Raw genomic sequence first — 17476 nt, 5'->3', positions numbered from 1 at the left:
CCTTTACGTCGTTGTTGCGGGTGTACGGGTGGTGGCGTGGGCCCGGCAGTCCCCGAAGGAGTCCCGGAGGCGGGCCAGCATCGCGGTGAGGTGTCCGACCTCGTCGTCGGACCAGTCCTGGAGGTTGTGGGCGACCAGGTCCGCCGTGCGGCGGCCGAGGTCGTCGAGCATGTCCTGACCCGTCGGGGTCAGCCGCAGGATGCGGGAGCGCTTGTCGCCCGGGTCCGGCAGCCGTTCGATCCAGCCTCGGTCGGCGACGTGGGCCACGTGTCGGCTGGTGACCGACATGTCGACGGCGAGCAGCTCGGCGAGCCGGCTCATCCGCATGTCGCCGTGGCGGGCGAGGAGCGAGAGCACGGCCGCCGACCCGCCCGGGCACTCGGCCGGGAGGACCCGGGAGAGCCCGCGCTTGACGGCGCCGATGGCGCTCAGCTGCCGGGCCAGCTCTTCGTACTGACTCCGCTCGGCCATGGGACACCCCCGAAACATCTTGTTGCTTAGGGCAACCATAGGCAAGGTTGGTTGCTACAGGCAAACTAAAAAGGGGCGAACGCGGCTAAAGTCCTGGCAAAGGAGATCATGGGTTGGGTCAAGCACGCGGGTTCGCTAGGGTCCTGACCCATGGCACACAACCCCCACGCTCCGCAGGGCCCCGAGGGCAACTACGACCCGGCCGGCAGCACGCAGATGTTCCGCGCCTTCGTCGACGAGGGCACGCCGCAGCGGCGCCGGGAACCGGCCCCGTCGGGTTCGCGGGCCGGCCTGATCGCGGGTGTCGTCGCGGCTGTCGTGATCATCGCCGCGGTCGCGTGGCTCGCGCTCGCCTGACCGCTCGCGGCTGAGCGCACGACGGCGGCGCCCTGCCCGGCAGGGCGCCGCCGTCACCGTCACCCCTCGGGGGTGACCGGCAGTCAATTTGTTCGGTCGGGGGTGCTGTTGGGCACCCTCAGTCGGAGATGAGGCCCTCGCGCAGCTGCGCGAGCGTGCGCGTCAGCAGCCGGGAGACGTGCATCTGGGAGATGCCGACCTCCTCGCCGATCTGCGACTGCGTCATGTTCGCGAAGAACCGCAGCATGATGATCTGCCGTTCCCGGGGCGGGAGTTTGGCCAGGAGCGGCTTGAGCGACTCCCGGTACTCGACGCCCTCCAGGGCGCTGTCCTCGTACCCGAGCCGGTCCGCCAGCGAGCCCTCGCCCCCGTCGTCCTCCGGGGACGGCGAGTCCAGCGACGACGCCGTGTACGCGTTGCCGACCGCGAGCCCGTCGACCACGTCGTCCTCGGACACGCCCAGAACGGCGGCGAGTTCGGGCACGGTGGGCGAGCGGTCCAGCTTCTGTGCCAGCTCGTCGCTCGCCTTCGTCAGCGCCAGGCGCAGCTCCTGGAGCCGGCGCGGCACGCGCACCGACCACGACGTGTCGCGGAAGAAGCGCTTGATCTCGCCGACGACGGTCGGCATCGCGAACGTCGGGAACTCCACGCCGCGTTCGCAGTCGAACCGGTCGATCGCCTTGATCAGCCCGATCGTGCCGACCTGGACGATGTCCTCCATGGGCTCGTTGCGGCTGCGGAAGCGGGCCGCGGCGTACCGCACGAGGGGCAGGTTCAGCTCGATGAGCGTGTCGCGTACGTACGTACGCTCCGGGCTGTTCGGCTCGAGGACGGCGAGCCGCTGGAACAGGGAGCGGGACAGCGTGCGGGTGTCGATGGCTTCCGGCGCGGCCGACGCCTCCAGGGCGTCGGGGAGCTCGGGAAGCGGGGCGGGCGCGCTCACCACGGCCACCGGCACGGTGTCGGGCACCGGCGTGAGCTCGGACGCGTGCGCGAGCTCGGAGCCGGGCGTGAGCGTGAGCACCTTCGAGCTGCCCTGTTCTGCGGACATGCCACCCCCTTGAGGTCGCGGACGGTCGCGTGGGCCGCGACCATCGGAGGAACGCAGCCTCCACCTGAATACCGGAGCCGAGGCTGCGGCAAACGCGGTTCCAGCAGAATGTCACATGTCGGCAACACGCTGTAGTGACTTGTCGACAAGAAGAGGGCAAATCTGCGCAGGAAACAGGGGGTGTGCGGCTTTTGAGCCGCCTGAAGTGGGGCTATACAGGTCTACCCGATCCAGCTATGCCTCGATCCTGTTTGCGGATCTCAATCGGGCGAAACTGCGCGCCAGGAGCCTTGACACATGCATCTGCGAGACGCCGAGTTCCTGGCTGATCTGAGACTGGGTCAGGTTGCTGTAGTAGCGGAGCATCAGGATCCGCTGCTCCCGCTCGGGCAACTGCACGAGCAGATGCCGTACGAGGTCCCGGTGCTCGACGCCCGCCAGGGCCGGGTCCTCGTACCCCAGCCGGTCGAGCAGCCCCGGAAGCCCGTCGCCCTCCTGCGCGGCCTCCAGTGAGGTGGCGTGGTACGAGCGCCCCGCCTCGATGCAGGACAGCACCTCCTCCTCGGAGATCTTCAGCCGCTCGGCGATCTCGGCGGTCGTGGGCGAGCGGCCGTGAGCCGTCGTCAGGTCCTCGGTCGCGCCGTTCACCTGGACCCACAGCTCGTGCAGCCGGCGCGGTACGTGCACGGTCCGCACGTTGTCGCGGAAGTACCGCTTGATCTCGCCGACGACCGTCGGCATGGCGAAGGTCGGGAACTGCACCCCCCGGTCCGGGTCGAACCGGTCGATCGCGTTGATCAGACCGATCGTGCCGACCTGGACGACGTCCTCCATGGGCTCGTTGCGGGACCGGAAGCGGGCCGCCGCGTACCGCACCAGGGGGAGGTTCGCCTCGATGAGCGCCCCGCGCACCCGGTTGTGCTCCGGCGTGCCGGGCTCCAGGTCCTTCAGCTGGGCGAAGAGGACCTGGGTGAGTGCGCGGGTGTCCGCCGCCCGCCCCGATGGCTTGGTGCGGGCCTCCGACTCGTTCTGGGGCGGCACCTGTTGAGGCGTCGTACTGGCCGGCACGTCCACGCCACCCCTTCGCGATCAAGTACGGTCAACTGATCCGTCAAAAGCGGTCATAGCATCACAAGACATGTCCACTCTGTGCAAGCACCTGATAACGCCGTGTTGACCGCGCGGAAGAGACATGACAAAGCCCCGCACCATCACGGAACAGGTGCGGGGCTCGGGCTCGGCGGGCGGCGGCGGCCCGCCGGCGCTCAGAACTCGTAGTCGGCGATCACCCAGGTGGCGAACTCACGCCACTGATCGGCGGCGGCCTGATGGGCCGGGTGCTCGATGTAGCGCTTCAGCGCGTCCGTGTCCTCGACCGCCGAGTTGATGGCGTAGTCGTACGCGATCGGCCGGTCCGTGATGTTCCAGGCGCACTCCCAGAACTTCAGCTCGGGAATGAGCCCACCGAGCTCCTCGAAGGCCTTGGCGGCCTCGACGACGCGCGGCTCGTCGCGGCGCACCCCGTCATTGAGCTTCAGGAGGACCAGGTGGCGGATCACAGCGGACTCCTAGTTGACGAGCTCGGTCATGAAATCGCCGACGCCCTGCGCGGCGCTCGAAATGCCCTCGAACCCTACCTGGACGAGGTCGGCGGCCCGGTCGGGGGAGTTGATGATCGTGTACAGCACGAAGACCACGACGACATAGAGCCCGATCTTCTTCGCTTGCACCATCGGCCCGGTCTCCCCGTCTCTCCCCTGCGAACCCGTGGGCGGTCGCGTGAGTCTAACCGAGCCCTCCGGGGCCAAGACCCTGGCCACCGGGGCCCTTTACGGCACCGGGAGGCGGACGCGCGAAGGGCCCCGACGCCATGCGCCGGGGCCCTTCACACAAGAGCGGTAGCGGAGGGATTTGAACCCTCGGTGACTTGCGCCACACTCGCTTTCGAGGCGAGCTCCTTCGGCCGCTCGGACACGCTACCGAGAGAGAGCTTAGCCCAAGGGTGCCGGTTCGCCGAAATCGATACTCGGCGTCGCGGCGGCGCGGTGGCGGGCACCGTGTCGGCGGCGCGTCGGCGGCGCGGTCGGCGCGGTCAGCGGTCGCGGAAGAAGCGCGTCAGGAGCGCCGAGCACTCGTCCGCCAGCACTCCCCGGATCACTTCCGGCCGGTGGTTGAGGCGACGGTCCCGTACGAGGTCCCACAGGGAGCCGACCGCCCCGGCCTTCTCGTCCATCGCCCCGAACACCAGCCGGTCCACCCGGGACTGGACGAGCGCGCCCGCGCACATGACGCACGGCTCCAGGGTGACGACGAGCGTGCAGCCGGACAGCCGCCACTCACCCGGCCGTCGCCCGACACCGCCCTCGTCCGGGGCGCTGCTCGCCGCCCCGCTCAGGCGCTCGGCCGCCCGTCGCAGCGCCAGTACCTCGGCGTGCGCCGTCGGATCGCCGGTGGCCTCGCGCTCGTTGTGCGCGGACGCGAGTTCGGTGCCGTCCGCGGCCAGCACGACCGCGCCGACCGGCACATCGCCGGCCCGCGCGGCTCGCTCGGCCTCCTCCAGCGCCCGGCGCATGGACGCGCGCCAGGGATCGCGTACGGGATCGAAGGGGGTGGGCTGGGGGTGTACGGAGGGCACTAGCGGACGGTCTCCAGCACCTCCGCGGCGCCGAGCGCGTCCGCGATCTCGCTCAGCGCGTCGGTGTCGAGCGCCAGCAGCTCCTTCTCGGACAGGCCGAGATCGTCCAGGATCAGGCGATCCCCGACCGGCTCCGCCGGTACGGTCTCGGCCGTCACCTCCGCATCCTCCTCCTCCTCGTCAGCCGGTTCGCCGTCCTCGGTGCCGTCGAGGTCCAGCGCGTCCAGGTCGGGGGCGTCGTCGTCGAGGTCGTCGCCCAGCAGTTCCTTGGTCAGGATCTCCCCGTACGAGGAGCGGGCGGCGGCTGCGCCGTCCGAGACGTAGATACGAGGGTCGTCCTCACCCTCCACGCGGACGATGCCGAACCATGCGTCCTCCTGCTCGATGAAGACGAGCACTGTGTCGTCGTCCACCGAGGCCTCACGCGCCAGCTCGGTCAGATCCGACAAGGTCTCCACATCGTCGAGCTCTGTGTCGCTCGCTTCCCACCCGTCTTCGGTGCGCGCGAGCAGTGCGGCGAAGTACACCGTGACTCTCCCACTGATCAGAGGTGTGACGATCGGGCGGCACGCTCCTGAATGCCCCGCCCACTCGGCATCGTGGCAGATGCGAGGCCTTCAGGAGAGGTGTTCCGCTCTTGCGTCGTGCACCAGTCTGAGCCCGATACGCGGTCCGTGTCACCCGGCATCACCAGCGGAAGGTGCGCATACGCATCGCCTGGCGCATCCTGGCGGCCCTGGCGCGGCGGGGCTGGACGCGGTCGCGCAGGGCCTTGGCCTCGTTCAGCTCGCGGAGGAACTGCGCGCGGCGCCTGCGTCGCTCGGAGTCGGTCTCCGCCGGCTCCTCGCGCCGCTTCCTTTTCTCGCGCCGCTTCGTGTCCCCGCGACGCTTCGGGTCTTCGTCTCGTGGGTCTTCGGAGTCCGGCATCGCGACCACCACCCCCAGGCTGGGTCCGTCCTGACCTCCCCACCTTCCCTCCAGGGCAGGGGTTGATGCCAGTGCGGGCTACTGTGGAGTCCATGCGGATCCACGTCGTCGACCACCCGCTGGTGGCGCACAAACTCACCACGCTGCGCGACAGGCGCACCGACTCCCCGACCTTCCGGCGTCTCGCCGACGAGCTGGTGACCCTGCTCGCCTACGAGGCCACCCGGGATGTGCGGACCGAGCAGGTCGACATCGAGACCCCGGTGACGGGGACGACCGGCGTGAAGCTGTCGAGCCCGAAGCCGCTGGTGGTGCCGATCCTGCGGGCCGGCCTCGGCATGCTCGACGGCATGGTGCGGCTCCTGCCGACCGCCGAGGTCGGCTTCCTCGGCATGATCCGCGACGAGGAGACGCTGGAGGCGTCGACGTACGCGACCCGGATGCCGGAGGACCTCTCCGGGCGCCAGGTGTACGTCCTGGACCCGATGCTGGCCACGGGCGGCACCCTGGTCGCGGCGATCCAGGAGCTGATCAAGCGCGGTGCCGACGATGTGACGGCGGTCGTGCTGCTGGCGGCGCCGGAGGGCGTCGAGGTGATGGAGCGCGAGCTGGCGGGCACGCCGGTCACGGTCGTCACCGCCTCGGTCGACGAGCGCCTCAACGAGCACGGCTACATCGTGCCGGGCCTCGGCGACGCGGGTGACCGCATGTACGGCACGGCGGAGTGACGACCGGGGGCGTAGCCCCCTTTCACCCCGGCATCCCCGGGGTGCCCGCACGACCTGGCTGTACCTAGCACTTCGCGGAGGGCGCGGGCGCGGGCTTGGCCAGGGTGGCCAGGGCCGCGGTCGCGTCCTTCGGCGGTGTCAGGGCCGTGAACGCGGTGCCGATGATCAGGTCCACGTCGGCCGTCTGCCGGGTGTCGGTCCTGAGCGCGGCGCCCTTCAGCTGCGTACCGAGGACCGGGAAGGCGCCCTTGGTGGCCTCGGCGGCGCCCAGCAGCAGTCCGGCGCCGGGCACCTTCTTGTCGTACGTCACGGGGGCGTTGCCGACCTTGCCGATGGCGAAGCCGCGCTTCTTCAGCTCGTCGGCGGTCGTCTTGGCGAGCCCGGCCCGGGGGGTCGCGTTGTAGACGTTCACCGTGATCTGGGCGGGCTTGAGGGGCACCTGGACCGGGGTGGCGAGGTCCTGGGCGGCATTCTGGCGGGGCTTGCAGGCGGTGGCGGCGGCCGTGGTCCGCTTCCCGCTTCCGGCGCCGCCACTGAAGGCATCGACGAGCTGCAGGGTTCCCCAGCCGGCCAGGCCGAGGGCGACCACTGCGGCGAGTGCCGCGAACACGAGCCGGCGGCGATGACGGGGGCGGCGCATGCGCGGGTAGGCGTTACCCGTGATGCGGTACTTTCCGCCCATACCCGGGGGAGTGAGCATGCTCATGGGCGCAGCGTAATGCGGCCCGGTGACTATGCCTACTAAACGATCAATCGATAGGGCCGGACGGGTCGGAATGGCCCCGAAAGGCTGAGCCGAGCGACTCCCTACGACCGGCGAGGCGGGGTCAGTCGAGCTCCAGCACGCGGGCGTGGAGCACCTGCCGCTGCTGGAGGGCCGCGCGTACGGCGCGGTGCAGCCCGTCCTCGAGGTAGAGATCGCCCTGCCACTTCACGACGTGCGCGAAGAGGTCGCCGTAGAAGGTCGAGTCCTCGGCGAGGAGCGTTTCCAGATCCAGCTGACCCTTGGTGGTCACGAGCTGATCGAGGCGGACCGGGCGCGGCGCGACATCCGCCCACTGCCGGGTGCTTTCCCGGCCGTGGTCGGGATACGGCCGCCCGTTACCGATGCGCTTGAAGATCACACGGAAAGCCTACCGGGCGACCGGCGCCCAGCGCAGCCACGCGGCGCCGACGGGCGCCGTTGTGATGCCGATGTGATGCGGGGCGAGGGTCGCGCGGCCCCGTGTACCGGGGCGGGCGTGCGGGGCGGTCGGCGCGACGGATTCCCCCGAAGGGGTGCGCGCCGCGGGCGCGCCACGGGAGGGGTCGCATGGCGACTCTCCCGCGGCGCGCCCGGGGGCGATGCCTGGTGGTGCGGGGGGTGCGTGGGCCCGTCCGTTCCTGCCGGACGCGCTCTGCTCGGTGGTCCTAGTCGCTGACGTCCTACTCGGTGACCTCGTGGTCGTGGTCCTCGTGCAGGCCGCCGCCGCTGCCCGCGTCGCCGTCCGTCGGGACGACCTCCACCGGCTTGCGCAGCGAGCTGAGGTCATGGGCGTAGGTGCCCACGGCGTTGGCGATGACGTCGATGTTGGCGTCGAACGCGGTCATGTTGACGTTGTTGATGTCGTCGCACTTGGCGTGGTAGCACGCGTCGTACGCGACCCCGGCGGTGCCGCCGAACTTCTCCGCCTGCCGTTCGGTCTTGATGCCCTCGGCGCCGGTGAACGTACCGCCGGACGGGATGCCGACCGCGATGAACGGTCCGTAGTCGGAGCGGCCGGTGAAGTCCGTGCCCTCGTGCGGGAGGCCCTGCTTGTCCATGAACGCGTTGATGTCGCGCTCGATCTGGGCCGAACCGGCCGGGCCGGCGGGCGCGCCGACGCCGTCGGAGTTGTCACCGTCGTACACGAACAGGCCGTAGTTCGGCGAGGCGATCATGTCGAAGTTCAGGTAGAGCTTGACCTCCTTGCGGTCGAGCTCGCTCATGTTCTCGACGTAGTGCTCGGAGCCGAGCAGGCCGTTCTCCTCCGCCGACCACCAGGCGAAGCGCACCTTGTTGGTGGTCCGGTCCTTCTCCTTGGACTTGGCGAACTTCAGGGCGACATCGAGCAGGCCGGCGGAGCCGGAGCCGTTGTCGTTGATGCCGGGGCCGGCGGTCACCGAGTCGAGGTGGGCGCCGAGCATCACGGTGTTGGCGGCGTTGCCGCGCTGCGTCTCCGCGATGACGTTGTTGGTGGAGCGGGTCTCACGGAGCTGGCGGACCTCGAAGTTCACCTCCACGGGGCCGCCCGCCAGGTCGGCGGCGAGCTTCTCGCCGTCCGCCTTGGACACGCCTCCGGTCGGGATCTTGCCGACCGCCGGGTCGCCGAGGGTGCCGGAGAGGGAGCCGTCGACGTTGTTGTAGATGATCGCGCCGACCGCGCCCGCGGCGGCGGCCTGGGTCTGCTTGTCGGCGAAGCTGCAGCCGCCGCGCTTGATGAGGGCGATCTTGCCGGTGAAGGTGCCGGTGGCGTAGTCCGTCGGCTCACAGCCGGGGGTCGCGTCGTCCGCGGGGGCCGGGACGGCGGCCACGGCGGCCCTGAGGCCACCGACCGGTGTCGACGCCGTGTACGTCATCGCCTTGATGTCGATGGCGCGGGGCGCGGGCGAGACCACCGAGAGCTTCTCGGCGAGCGTCTCGGTGTAGACGAAGTCGAACTTCTGGTACTCGACCTGGTAACCGGCCTTCTTCAGTTGCTGGTACACGTACGCCGCCGAGGCGTCGTGCCCGAGCGAGCCGGCCGCGCGGTGACCGCCGGCCGAGTCGGCTATCCGCTGGAACTTCCGCAGGTGCGTGAAGGCGTCCTCGGCGGAGGCCTCCCGGACCAGCTTCTTGGACAGCTTGGCGGCGTCCTTGGCCGCGGCGGCGCCCGGCTCGGGTGCGAGCCGGTCGGCGGAGGCGGGGGAGGCGGAGGCCAGCAGGAGCGGGGTCGCGAGTGCGGCTGCGGCCAGGGTGGCCACGGCTCTGCGAGGGGATGCGGTCACAGAGGTCCTTCCCGGTGCGAAAGAGGTTGAAGGGAAATTAGCGATCTCCCATGCTTCTGGGAACACATGTGCCGCAACTCACGTCATATTCCGTACGATTCGTTGCGGAGGCCATCACTCCGCGGCAGAACTTCTCGATGGCCGGTCGGACTTGGGCGCCCTGGCCGCCGTACCCGCTGACGTGCCCTTCCCGCCCGGCGCGGCCGTCCGGGCCGTCTTCGCCGCCTGCGCTGTCCTGCCCGTCTTGGCCGTCTTGGCCGTCTTGGCCGCGCGCTTGGCTTCCTGCTTGTACGCGCGGACCTTGGCGAGCGTCTCCGGCCCGGTGATGTCGGCAGCCGAACGGTACGACCCCTCCTCGCCGTACGGGCCGGCCGCCTCCCGCCAGCCCTCGGGCCGTACGCCGTACCGCTTGCCCAGCAGCGCCAGGAAGATCTGCGCCTTCTGCTTGCCGAACCCCGGCAGCGCGAGGAGCCGGTCCAGCAGCTCCTCGCCGGTGCCGGCGTCCGCCCACACGGCGCCCGCGTCACCGCCGTACTCGTCCACCAGGTACTGGCACAACTGCTGGACCCGCTTGGCCATCGAGCCCGGGTAGCGGTGCACCGCGGGCTTGGCGGACAGCAGCGCGACGAACGCCTCCGGGTTGTACGCGGCGATCCCGTGTGCGTCCAGGTCGTCGGAGCCGAGCCGCTGGGCGATCGTGTACGGGCCGGAGAACGCCCACTCCATGGGCACTTGCTGGTCGAGCAGCATCCCGACCAGGGCGGCGAGGGGGCTGCGGGCCAGCAGGGCGTCGGCCTCAGGCTGCTGGGCGAGGCGGATCGTGGTGGTCATGGCCCGATGATCGCGCCCCCGCCCACGGGCCGCACGGCGGAGTCCGCCGCTCAGGCGCCGACGCGCCTCCGCGGGTGCTGGGCCGTCAGGGTGGCGCCTCGCTCGGCCGGCGATGGTGGCAGGCACCACGGACAACCGGCCGACAGGCGACTACCCGGGACGGGGCCCGGTTCCGTACGGGTCAGGGGCCGGGGTCCCGTGCGGGTCAGGGGCGTAGTACGTCAGGAACATGTTGACCCCGCTCGTCACCAGGCGTTCCGTCAGGTCGTCGTCCAGGTCCGCGCCGTACTGGCCGAACACCATGTGCGGGAAGACGAGCAGCGCGTAGAGCTGGACGATCGCCGCCTCCAGGTCGGGGATCGCCAGGCGGCCCCGGTCGGCCGGGGCGCGCAGGGCGTCCGCCACGGCGGGTGGTGGCCCGCGGGGCCGTGGCCGCGCCAGGCCGCCCCCGGCTGCGGGAAGCGGTGGAGCTCGGTGGCGACGAGGGGGCGCAGCGCGGCCACGTCCTCGTTGGCCCGTACGGCGGCGACCCACGCGCGGGCCGCGTCGACGAAGGCGGCGCGCAGGTCGTCGGCGTCCCCGGTGTCCGCGAGCCGTGCGAGGGCGGCCGAGGAGTCGTCGTCGAGCGTCTCGTCGAGCGCGCCCGTGATGACGGCGGTGAAGAGGGCTTTCTTGCTGCCGAAGTGGTTGTAGACGGTCACCTTGGAGACGCCCGCCTCGGCGGCGATGGCGTCCATGCCGACGCCGAAGCCCTCGCGGAGGAACGGCGCGCGCCGTCTCGGCGATGGCCTGCCGCTTGCGGGCGGCGCGCGGACCGGTGGGGCGCCGATCGCCGGCGGGCGGACCGGCGGGCTGCTTCTCCTTACGGCGGGCGGCTTCGCGACGGCGTTCACCGGCTGCGCGGTGGCGGGCGCGGTGGGAGCGTCGGTCGCCCTCGTCCTCGTACCGCGGGGGAAACCGCACCTCGACGGCGTGCACGCGCACTGAGGGGCCTTCCGCACCCGCGCCGCCGCCGCGGGAGGTGGCCGCCGAGACCGGGTCGACCGTCGACCAGGCGGTGCCGGCCCGGCCGATCGGCGCCGGCTCACATGTCGGCGCCGTCCTCCAGGATCGGCCGGATGACGACGGGATAGTCGGGCGTGCCCTCGGGCACGGGGCAGCGGGCGATGCGCGCGGCGATCCCGGTGACCCGGTCCAGGTCGGGGCAGTCGAGCACCCAGTAACCGGCGAGCTGCACCTGCGTGTCGCCGTACGGCCCGTCCGTGACCACCGGACGCCCGTCCTCGTCGGCGGTGACGAAGCGGGTCCGGGCGGGCTCGGCCAGCCCCTGGCCGTCCACCAGCTCCCCGGACCGCGCCAGGTCCTCGTTGAGGCGCCGCATGAACGCGAACATCGCCTGCAGGTCGTCCTCGGACCACGCGGGGTACTGCGCCGACCCCTTACCCGTCATCGCGTCGTAGTCGGCCTGCGAACCCTGCACCATCACCAGGTACTTCATGTCATCGCTCCTCGCGCGTGCGGTGTCTCGGTTCTCGGCATCGGCACCGCCGCGCCGTGACATGAGTCACAGAGAAAAGATGGAAACTGTGGGCAACTGCCGGGGTTGTCCTTCTATGCGCCTGCGGGGGCTCGCACCCGTGGGGTTTCCCCCGGGAATCGCGCTTTCCCGGCCTTGGGCACGGCCATACGATCGCTCTCGCCGGTCGCGTTGCGTGAGCTCCACCCCGCCGCGGCTGCTCCCATTCTTTCGGACCCAGAAAAGGGCTCTAGTGAAGATTCGCCGCATTCTGGCGACGGCTGTCGCCGCCGCCGTGACGACGCCCGCCGTGCTGCTGTCCGTCACCCCCGCGTTCGCCGACACCAAGCCGTCCGCGCCGCAGTCGCAGACCACGAAGGCCGCCAAGAAGTCCATCGCCGAACTGGAGAAGGCGGCCGCCGAGGCGCAGAAGGCGTACGACGCCGCCCTCGCCGCCGAGAAGACCGCCAAGGCCGTCTGGGACGCCGCGATGGCGGACGACGCGCCGCACGCCCTGGCCGCCAAGGCGGCCGAGCAGGAGGCGAAGGCCGCCGCCGCGGCGAAGACGGCCGCCGACCAGGCCGTCACCGACGCCAAGGCCGAGCTCGCCGCCCTGCCGGCCGAGGCCACGGAGGAGGAGCGCGCCGCCGCGCAGAAGGCGGTCGAGGACGCCGAGGCCGTCGCCGTGACCGCCGCCGCCGACAAGACGGCCGCCGACGAGAAGGCCAAGGCCGTCGCCTCTGCCGCGGACGACGTGCGCGTCGCCGCCGGCCAGGCCTACACCAAGGCGCAGAAGGCCACCGCCGAGGCCCTGAAGGCCAAGAAGGCCGCCGACGAGGCGCTCGCCGACGCGAAGAAGGACGAAGGCGACGAGGGTGACGACGGTGACGGGGACGAGGAGGACGCGTGCGTCCTCGAGTCCAAGCTCACCACCGTGGTCACCGGCCTGCCGTCCAAGGTCGTCGCCGGTACGACGGTGAACTTCTCGCTGCGCGTGAGCAACGGCAGCAAGAAGACGATGGACGAGGTGTACACGCACGCAGCCGTCCACGCTTTCGACAAGCGCGGTTACAAGTCGTTCGACGACCTGCTGAAGCTGCAGTGGTCCTCCGCCTCGTCCACGAAGTGGAAGCCCCTCGACGACGACCGCTACATCGACGTCATCAGCCCGCTGAAGGCCGGTGCCCACACCGACATCAAGCTGCGCCTCACGGTCGACGCCAAGGCCCCGGCCGGTGAGGGCGTCGCCGTGGCGGCGGGGAGCTACTTCAACGAGGACGGCTCCTGCGGCGGGACCCCGGACTCCGACCTGTACGACTTCGAGATCGCGCCCGTGGGCACCAAGCCGGGCAAGGTCGATGACGCCCAGCCCAGCGGGAACCGCCCGCACGCCCCGGGCACGACCCCGCAGGGTGTGACCTCCGTCCAGCCGGTGAACGCCACGTCGGGCACCCTCGCCGCCACCGGTTCGTCCTCCGCCGTACCGCAGATCGCCCTCGCGGGCGGCGTCGCGGTGGCGATGGGCGCCGGGGCGATGCTCGTGGTCCGCCGCCGCAAGGCCGGCGCGGACGGCTGAGCCGACAGCGTCGATGACGCACCGTCGGGGGCCGGGCCGGCACGGTCCGGCCCCCGACGCCGTTCACCGCCGCCCGGCTGCCACCGTCGGGACGGAACGCCGCCGTGTACTGCAACGTGTGCCGGGCCGTCCTCAACGGGCGATAGCCGCGAACTGCGACCAAAACTGCAACCACGCACGTCGAAGGGCCCCACCGCGAACGGTGGGGCCCTTCGACATCGTGCCCGGTGAGGCACTGGCGGAGGATACGAGATTCGAACTCGTGAGGGGTTGCCCCCAACACGCTTTCCAACTGTCCGCGCGGCTGTACAGGGGCGTTCGTGGGGGTTCGCTCGGCAGGTCAGGAGGGGTGCGCGTACGGCGGCGAACGCTGGCGTCCGTGAGCGCACTGGACAAAGACCAGGACAACGAGGACTGCCGGCCCGGGGCCTGATGCGGTGCGCCGTTACGGTGCCGCTTCTAGGCGGTGAGTCCTCGCTGGTCCACCGCAACTCGGCTACCAGCTACACAAGTTACCGGTCCCGGCCGATACTGAGAGGCAGGCGCGTGGCAGAGGAGGGGCATGGAAACGTTCGACCTGAGTCGGCTGACGGACTTCGACTTTGAAGCCGTCTGCAAGGACCTGTTTGAAGAGGAGCTTGGCGTGAGGCTTGAGCTTTTCGCCGCTGGCGCAGACGGAGGAGTCGACCTGCGCCATCTCTCTTCGGCAGGAGAGTCACTCGTCGTGCAGTGCAAGCACTGGCACCGGTCCGGACGTGCAAAACTGATCGAGCACGTTGAAAATACCGAAGCGGCAAAAGTAGCGAAGCTTAAACCGCAACGATACATCCTTGCGACGTCGGCCTCTCTGACCAAAGGCGCCAAGGACAAGCTGTTCGAGATCCTCCAGCCTTACGTCAAAACTCCTAGTGATATTTACGGGAAGGAGGAGATCGACGCCCTTCTGCGCAAGCGCGATCACATTGTCCGCAGACACCTTCGTCTGTGGCTTACGAGCGCTTCAGTTCTAAACTCGCTGCTCGCCAAGAACGTTGTGACCCGCTCCCAGGCGTTGGCTGAAGAGTTCGACGGTACGCTGCGAACCTACGCGGTCAACCCCAGTTATGACAGGGCTCTCGAACTTCTTGAGAGTAGGCACGTGTGCGTTATCGCAGGCATCCCTGGGATCGGCAAGACAACCCTGAGTCAGGTTCTCAGTGCGCACTATATGGCCATGGGATATGAGCTTGTGGAGATCTCAGAGGATTCTGACGAGGCGAACCATCTGTGGAATGACGAGCTGAATCAGGTCTACTACTACGATGACTTCCTCGGGCAGACGACGTTCGATGAGAAGCTTGCGAAAAATGAGGACAGTCGACTTCTTTCGCTGATGAAGCGAGTCTCAAGAAGTCCCAACAAGCGCTTCATTCTCACGACTCGTGAATATATTCTCGCGCAGGCCAGGCAGCGGTATGAACGCCTCGATAGGCACTCGTTCGACGTCCATACCTGCGTCATTGACCTATCGGACTACACGTATCAGGCTAGAGCCTCCATCCTCTATAATCACGTTTATAACTCTCCGCTACCTCAGACGGTTAAGCAGTCATTTGCAGAGAAGCGAGTATATCGCCCGATCATTCAGCACCGAAATTTCAATCCACGCATTATCGCAGTCACGCTTGCAGAATCCGGATTGCTGTCGGGTCACCACGAGTCGCTGAGCGACGATATCGTCGCTAACCTCGAAGATCCATACCGGATCTGGGATCACATCGTCCGCAATCAGCTAGGTGAAACCGATGTGAAGCTTTTGAAGCTCATTCTGACGTTCATGTCGGATATTCGCCTGGACGACCTGCAAGAGCTGTGGATGGAACTTGGCGAACCTTTGCGTGAGCTGCGTAAGGCGCTGGGTGTGCTGGACGGCACAATGCTAAGAAGCATGCATCAGTACGGGGCTGTACACGTCGGCTTCCATAATCCGTCCGTTCGAGACTTTCTAGTCAACTATGTCCAGTCGGACATAGGCGAGGTAACTTCTCTCATCTCGATGGTTAGGAGGTTTGAGCAGCTAGAGACTCTCTGGCTCATTTTCCCGGCGCCAGGTGGAGGTCCTATGGCTGAGACCTACAAAAGGCGGCGAGATCAGCTCGAACAGGTCGCTTCCATGGTTTTCCATGCTGAGCCTGTCAATCTGCGTAACTCCAGGCACGGGAAGAATTATGTGCGTCGCGCCTGGCTGTGTCTAGAGATGGGGCTTGATCTTGAATCGGAGGTAATCCGGGAACTGGCTCTTGAAGCGGCTTCTGACGCAGATACCATCTTGAATGCATCGGAGTCGACTGACCTGCATGCGTTTTTTCAGACCCTGGCTCGACACAAAACTTCAAGAGGCGAAGAGATCATGTTCGACTGCATATCGTGGGCGGTCGAGTGGATTATGGGTGATCTCAGTGATTGGAACCTCATCGAAGAAGCCGAGGACTTCCTCCGATCCATCGAACACTACGACCCCGGGATCGAGGTTTCTGAGGCCCTAGCAAGGCTGGATTCGGTTCGGGATGACTATGCCGAATCGGCCTTCGAAGATTGGGCGCAAACTCATCGGGACCCGGTGTTTTCCGGATCGGAAATGAAGGAAGTAATCGACCACTACAAGGCAATCGGCTCAACTGATCCATTCGACATGAGTGAGTACGACAACGTATTGCAGCGCTTGGACGAGTACGACGCAGGGCATGAGACGCCCTTTGCAGCTCCTCGCAAAGACAGTGCCGCTGGGCTCGCATGGAACGAAGTAAGAGAAGTTCAAAGCATGATGCAGACCCTACGGGAATCGTCTGATTAGCCAGAGCTAACGGACCCATTCGAGACCCAGCCGCGAGGTCCACACCTCACCGGCGAACGCGCGGATGCTGCGGGACACGATCCTTGCCAAGCGCGCCACCGGTGGCGCTGAAGCAGCGTGAGCCGGCTGACCCTCGCCGATTTCTTCGACCCGACAGGCGAGCGCTTCGGCATTCCTACCTACCCGTGGCGCTACGCCCCGCGACGACTTGGCCACCCGCCGCCAACTCCGCATCCGTGGACTGCGGCCGGGAGGTCAGGACATCGCGGCACAGATCCTTCGGGCGTCGGCGGCGCGAACCGCTGACCGCGTACCTGTACTTGAGGAAGTCAAGAAGCTGGAGAAGCAGCGCGACGCGGGTTCGACGCAGCAGCCGGGTAAGGCGTGGACGGTTCAGAAGTGGCTTTGGCACTGGGTTGAGACATCGCCAAGCCGACCGTGAGCGAGAACAGGTACGACGGCTACGAGGTCGCCGTTCGCGTGCACCTCGTGCCCGGTGTCGGCAAGCACCGCCTTGACCGCTTGCAGCCCGAGCATCTGGAAGGCCTGTACCGCCGCATGCAGGCAAACGGGGAGCGCAAGGCCGGTACGGCTCACCAGGCTCACCGCACCGCCCGGACCGCGCTGGGGGAGGCCGTACAGCGGGGCTACGCGGCCAAGAACGCCGCCGCGCTGGCGAAGCCACCACGGATGGAAGAGGACGAATCCGAGGTAGAGCCCTACTCCGTGGAAGAGGTTCAGTGCCTGCTGCTCGAAGCCAACAAGCGTCGGAACCCCCGCTGGATGCTGGCATTGGCCCTCGGACTGCGGCAGGGCGAGACGCTTGGACTGCGCTGGTCTGACGTCGACCTGAGCAACGAGTACCTGAAGCTGCGCCGCAACCGTCTGCGCCCCAGGTACGAGCATGGGTGCCCCGAAGCCTCACCGTGTGGCCGAAAGGCGGGGTACTGCCCGGACAAGGTGCAGGTCCGGCGTGAGACGAAGAACACCAAATCCCACGCCGGCCGCCGCGCCGTGCCCCTGCCGGGCCCGCTGGTCGCCATGCTCCGCGCACACGCCGAGACGCAAGAGCGCGAGCGCAAGGCGGCCGGCGACCTGTGGGTCGAGTCGGACTACGTGTTCACCAAGCCGCTGGGTGGCCCCCTCAGCCCGAACACGGACTATCACGACTGGAAGCGGTTGCTGGGAGAAGCGGGGGTCCGGAACGCTCGGCTGCACGACGCCCGGCACACGGCCGCCACCGTGCTCATGCTGCTCGGTGTCCCGGACCGCGTCATCGATCAGATCATGGGGTGGGAGCCGGGCACCTCCGCGAGCATGCGGGCGCGCTACCTCCATGTGCCGGACGCCATGCTCAAGGATGTGGCCCGGAAGATCGCCGATGCCATCTGGGGAGCCCCGGAAGCACCCGCTGTGGACAAAAACCAGGACAACGAAGGCTGAGACACGTCGAAGGGCCCCACCGCGAACGGTGGGGCCCTTCGACATCGTGCCCGGTGAGAAAGGAAGAGAGTGGGTTAGGGAAAGAGGGTGTGATTATTTGTG

General features: G+C 68.4%; 20 protein-coding genes, 1 tRNA gene and 2 pseudogenes. 7 read left to right on the top strand and 16 right to left on the bottom strand.

The genetic code is table 11. The features are described from left to right. Positions 1-3 precede the first annotated feature (3 nt). On the bottom strand, positions 4-471 hold the full coding sequence (locus ABZZ38_RS14160; protein WP_356739229.1) for a MarR family winged helix-turn-helix transcriptional regulator: 468 nt from the start codon (positions 469-471) through the stop codon (positions 4-6). Between the two features lie 150 nt (positions 472-621). Here ABZZ38_RS14160 and ABZZ38_RS14155 point away from each other — a divergent pair, with 150 nt between their 5' ends. Beyond that, the gene (locus ABZZ38_RS14155) at positions 622-828 is read left to right on the top strand and encodes a hypothetical protein (protein WP_356739227.1); all 207 of its coding nucleotides are present in this window, start codon (positions 622-624) and stop codon (positions 826-828) included. A gap of 118 nt (positions 829-946) precedes the next feature. Here the strand turns inward: ABZZ38_RS14155 and ABZZ38_RS14150 are convergent, their stop codons facing one another. The 8 genes from ABZZ38_RS14150 to ABZZ38_RS14115 all read right to left on the bottom strand — a co-directional run bounded on the left by ABZZ38_RS14150 (position 947) and on the right by ABZZ38_RS14115 (position 5441). Next, positions 947-1879 (bottom strand): RNA polymerase sigma factor SigF, encoded by a 933-nt coding sequence (locus ABZZ38_RS14150; RefSeq protein WP_356739225.1) that lies wholly within the window; start codon positions 1877-1879, stop codon positions 947-949. Between the two features lie 234 nt (positions 1880-2113). After that, on the bottom strand, positions 2114-2920 hold the full coding sequence (locus ABZZ38_RS14145) for an RNA polymerase sigma factor SigF (RefSeq protein WP_356739415.1): 807 nt from the start codon (positions 2918-2920) through the stop codon (positions 2114-2116). 224 nt (positions 2921-3144) lie between these two features. Then, complete coding sequence (locus ABZZ38_RS14140) at positions 3145-3438, bottom strand: Dabb family protein (protein ID WP_356739223.1); 294 nt, start codon at positions 3436-3438, stop codon at positions 3145-3147. A 9-nt stretch (positions 3439-3447) separates the two neighbouring features. Continuing rightward, a complete protein-coding gene (locus ABZZ38_RS14135) occupies positions 3448-3612 on the bottom strand; it encodes a hypothetical protein (protein WP_356739221.1) in 165 nt (54 codons plus the stop codon). A 163-nt stretch (positions 3613-3775) separates the two neighbouring features. Then, positions 3776-3860: transfer RNA gene (locus tag ABZZ38_RS14130), tRNA-Ser, on the bottom strand. A gap of 111 nt (positions 3861-3971) precedes the next feature. Beyond that, positions 3972-4451: a nucleoside deaminase gene (locus ABZZ38_RS14125; RefSeq protein WP_356739413.1), complete on the bottom strand. Its 480-nt coding sequence runs from the start codon at positions 4449-4451 to the stop codon at positions 3972-3974. A gap of 62 nt (positions 4452-4513) precedes the next feature. Further along, entirely contained in the window at positions 4514-5041 is a 528-nt protein-coding gene (locus ABZZ38_RS14120; RefSeq protein WP_356739219.1) for a hypothetical protein, read from the bottom strand. 160 nt (positions 5042-5201) lie between these two features. After that, positions 5202-5441, bottom strand: coding sequence for a hypothetical protein (locus ABZZ38_RS14115; RefSeq protein ID WP_356739217.1), 240 nt, complete (start codon positions 5439-5441; stop codon positions 5202-5204). A 92-nt stretch (positions 5442-5533) separates the two neighbouring features. Between ABZZ38_RS14115 and upp the strand changes: the two genes are divergently transcribed. Further along, a complete protein-coding gene (upp, locus tag ABZZ38_RS14110) occupies positions 5534-6169 on the top strand; it encodes a uracil phosphoribosyltransferase (protein ID WP_356739215.1) in 636 nt (211 codons plus the stop codon). A gap of 64 nt (positions 6170-6233) precedes the next feature. Here upp and ABZZ38_RS14105 read toward each other — a convergent pair whose 3' ends face one another. The 6 genes from ABZZ38_RS14105 to ABZZ38_RS14080 form a co-directional block, all read right to left on the bottom strand. Next, positions 6234-6875, bottom strand: a complete 642-nt coding sequence (locus tag ABZZ38_RS14105; protein WP_356739213.1) for a LytR C-terminal domain-containing protein — start codon at positions 6873-6875, stop codon at positions 6234-6236. Positions 6876-6996: 121 nt separating this feature from the next. Further along, positions 6997-7293, bottom strand: a complete 297-nt coding sequence (locus tag ABZZ38_RS14100) for a type II toxin-antitoxin system VapB family antitoxin (RefSeq protein ID WP_003999914.1) — start codon at positions 7291-7293, stop codon at positions 6997-6999. Between the two features lie 301 nt (positions 7294-7594). Continuing rightward, the gene (locus ABZZ38_RS14095) at positions 7595-9151 is read right to left on the bottom strand and encodes a M28 family metallopeptidase (RefSeq protein ID WP_356739411.1); all 1557 of its coding nucleotides are present in this window, start codon (positions 9149-9151) and stop codon (positions 7595-7597) included. Between the two features lie 138 nt (positions 9152-9289). After that, a complete protein-coding gene (locus tag ABZZ38_RS14090; RefSeq protein ID WP_356739211.1) occupies positions 9290-10006 on the bottom strand; it encodes an HhH-GPD-type base excision DNA repair protein in 717 nt (238 codons plus the stop codon). 150 nt (positions 10007-10156) lie between these two features. Further along, complete coding sequence (locus ABZZ38_RS14085) at positions 10157-10357, bottom strand: hypothetical protein (RefSeq protein ID WP_356739409.1); 201 nt, start codon at positions 10355-10357, stop codon at positions 10157-10159. Next, positions 10267-10743 (bottom strand): TetR/AcrR family transcriptional regulator, encoded by a 477-nt coding sequence (locus ABZZ38_RS14080; protein ID WP_356739209.1) that lies wholly within the window; start codon positions 10741-10743, stop codon positions 10267-10269. The genes ABZZ38_RS14085 and ABZZ38_RS14080 overlap by 91 nt, the downstream gene beginning before the upstream one ends. Here ABZZ38_RS14080 and ABZZ38_RS14075 point away from each other — a divergent pair. Further along, on the top strand, positions 10742-10993 hold the full coding sequence (locus ABZZ38_RS14075; protein WP_356739207.1) for a hypothetical protein: 252 nt from the start codon (positions 10742-10744) through the stop codon (positions 10991-10993). The two genes, ABZZ38_RS14080 and ABZZ38_RS14075, sit on opposite strands and share 2 nt — an antisense overlap. Before the next feature lie 97 nt (positions 10994-11090). Here the strand turns inward: ABZZ38_RS14075 and ABZZ38_RS14070 are convergent, their stop codons facing one another. Next, positions 11091-11504, bottom strand: a complete 414-nt coding sequence (locus tag ABZZ38_RS14070) for a YciI family protein (protein WP_356739205.1) — start codon at positions 11502-11504, stop codon at positions 11091-11093. A gap of 271 nt (positions 11505-11775) precedes the next feature. On the opposite strand from ABZZ38_RS14070, the gene ABZZ38_RS14065 reads away from it, so the two are divergent. The 4 genes and pseudogenes from ABZZ38_RS14065 to ABZZ38_RS14050 all read left to right on the top strand — a co-directional run. After that, positions 11776-13098, top strand: a complete 1323-nt coding sequence (locus ABZZ38_RS14065) for a peptidase (RefSeq protein ID WP_356739203.1) — start codon at positions 11776-11778, stop codon at positions 13096-13098. Positions 13099-13660: 562 nt separating this feature from the next. Beyond that, positions 13661-15931, top strand: coding sequence for a restriction endonuclease (locus ABZZ38_RS14060; RefSeq protein WP_356739201.1), 2271 nt, complete (start codon positions 13661-13663; stop codon positions 15929-15931). Between the two features lie 117 nt (positions 15932-16048). Next, positions 16049-16251 (top strand): annotated as a pseudogene (locus tag ABZZ38_RS14055) (RRQRL motif-containing zinc-binding protein); the annotation flags it as partial. Then, positions 16248-17374: pseudogene (locus ABZZ38_RS14050) on the top strand (site-specific integrase); the annotation flags it as partial. The pseudogenes ABZZ38_RS14055 and ABZZ38_RS14050, both read left to right, overlap by 4 nt. Positions 17375-17476 lie beyond the last annotated feature (102 nt).

This window comes from Streptomyces sp. NPDC006368 (assembly GCF_040612535.1).
In the GTDB taxonomy this organism is placed as follows: domain Bacteria; phylum Actinomycetota; class Actinomycetes; order Streptomycetales; family Streptomycetaceae; genus Streptomyces.
The sequence above is the reverse complement of the archived record's forward strand: the minus strand, read 5'-3'. Positions and strand labels throughout refer to the sequence as shown.

Bases quoted from the DNA above. Each gene is read 5' to 3' on its own strand.
- ABZZ38_RS14090 (WP_356739211.1), bottom strand. From the start codon at position 10,006: ATGACCACCACGATCCGCCTCGCCCAGCAGCCTGAGGCCGACGCCCTG.
- ABZZ38_RS14075 (WP_356739207.1), top strand. From the start codon at position 10,742: ATGCCGACGCCGAAGCCCTCGCGGAGGAACGGCGCGCGCCGTCTCGGC.
- ABZZ38_RS14115 (WP_356739217.1), bottom strand. From the start codon at position 5,441: ATGCCGGACTCCGAAGACCCACGAGACGAAGACCCGAAGCGTCGCGGG.
- ABZZ38_RS14070 (WP_356739205.1), bottom strand. From the start codon at position 11,504: ATGAAGTACCTGGTGATGGTGCAGGGTTCGCAGGCCGACTACGACGCG.
- upp (WP_356739215.1), top strand. From the start codon at position 5,534: ATGCGGATCCACGTCGTCGACCACCCGCTGGTGGCGCACAAACTCACC.
- ABZZ38_RS14060 (WP_356739201.1), top strand. From the start codon at position 13,661: ATGGAAACGTTCGACCTGAGTCGGCTGACGGACTTCGACTTTGAAGCC.
- ABZZ38_RS14160 (WP_356739229.1), bottom strand. From the start codon at position 471: ATGGCCGAGCGGAGTCAGTACGAAGAGCTGGCCCGGCAGCTGAGCGCC.
- ABZZ38_RS14155 (WP_356739227.1), top strand. From the start codon at position 622: ATGGCACACAACCCCCACGCTCCGCAGGGCCCCGAGGGCAACTACGAC.
- ABZZ38_RS14135 (WP_356739221.1), bottom strand. From the start codon at position 3,612: ATGGTGCAAGCGAAGAAGATCGGGCTCTATGTCGTCGTGGTCTTCGTG.
- ABZZ38_RS14080 (WP_356739209.1), bottom strand. From the start codon at position 10,743: ATGGACGCCATCGCCGCCGAGGCGGGCGTCTCCAAGGTGACCGTCTAC.
- ABZZ38_RS14125 (WP_356739413.1), bottom strand. From the start codon at position 4,451: ATGCGCCGGGCGCTGGAGGAGGCCGAGCGAGCCGCGCGGGCCGGCGAT.
- ABZZ38_RS14105 (WP_356739213.1), bottom strand. From the start codon at position 6,875: ATGAGCATGCTCACTCCCCCGGGTATGGGCGGAAAGTACCGCATCACG.
- ABZZ38_RS14150 (WP_356739225.1), bottom strand. From the start codon at position 1,879: ATGTCCGCAGAACAGGGCAGCTCGAAGGTGCTCACGCTCACGCCCGGC.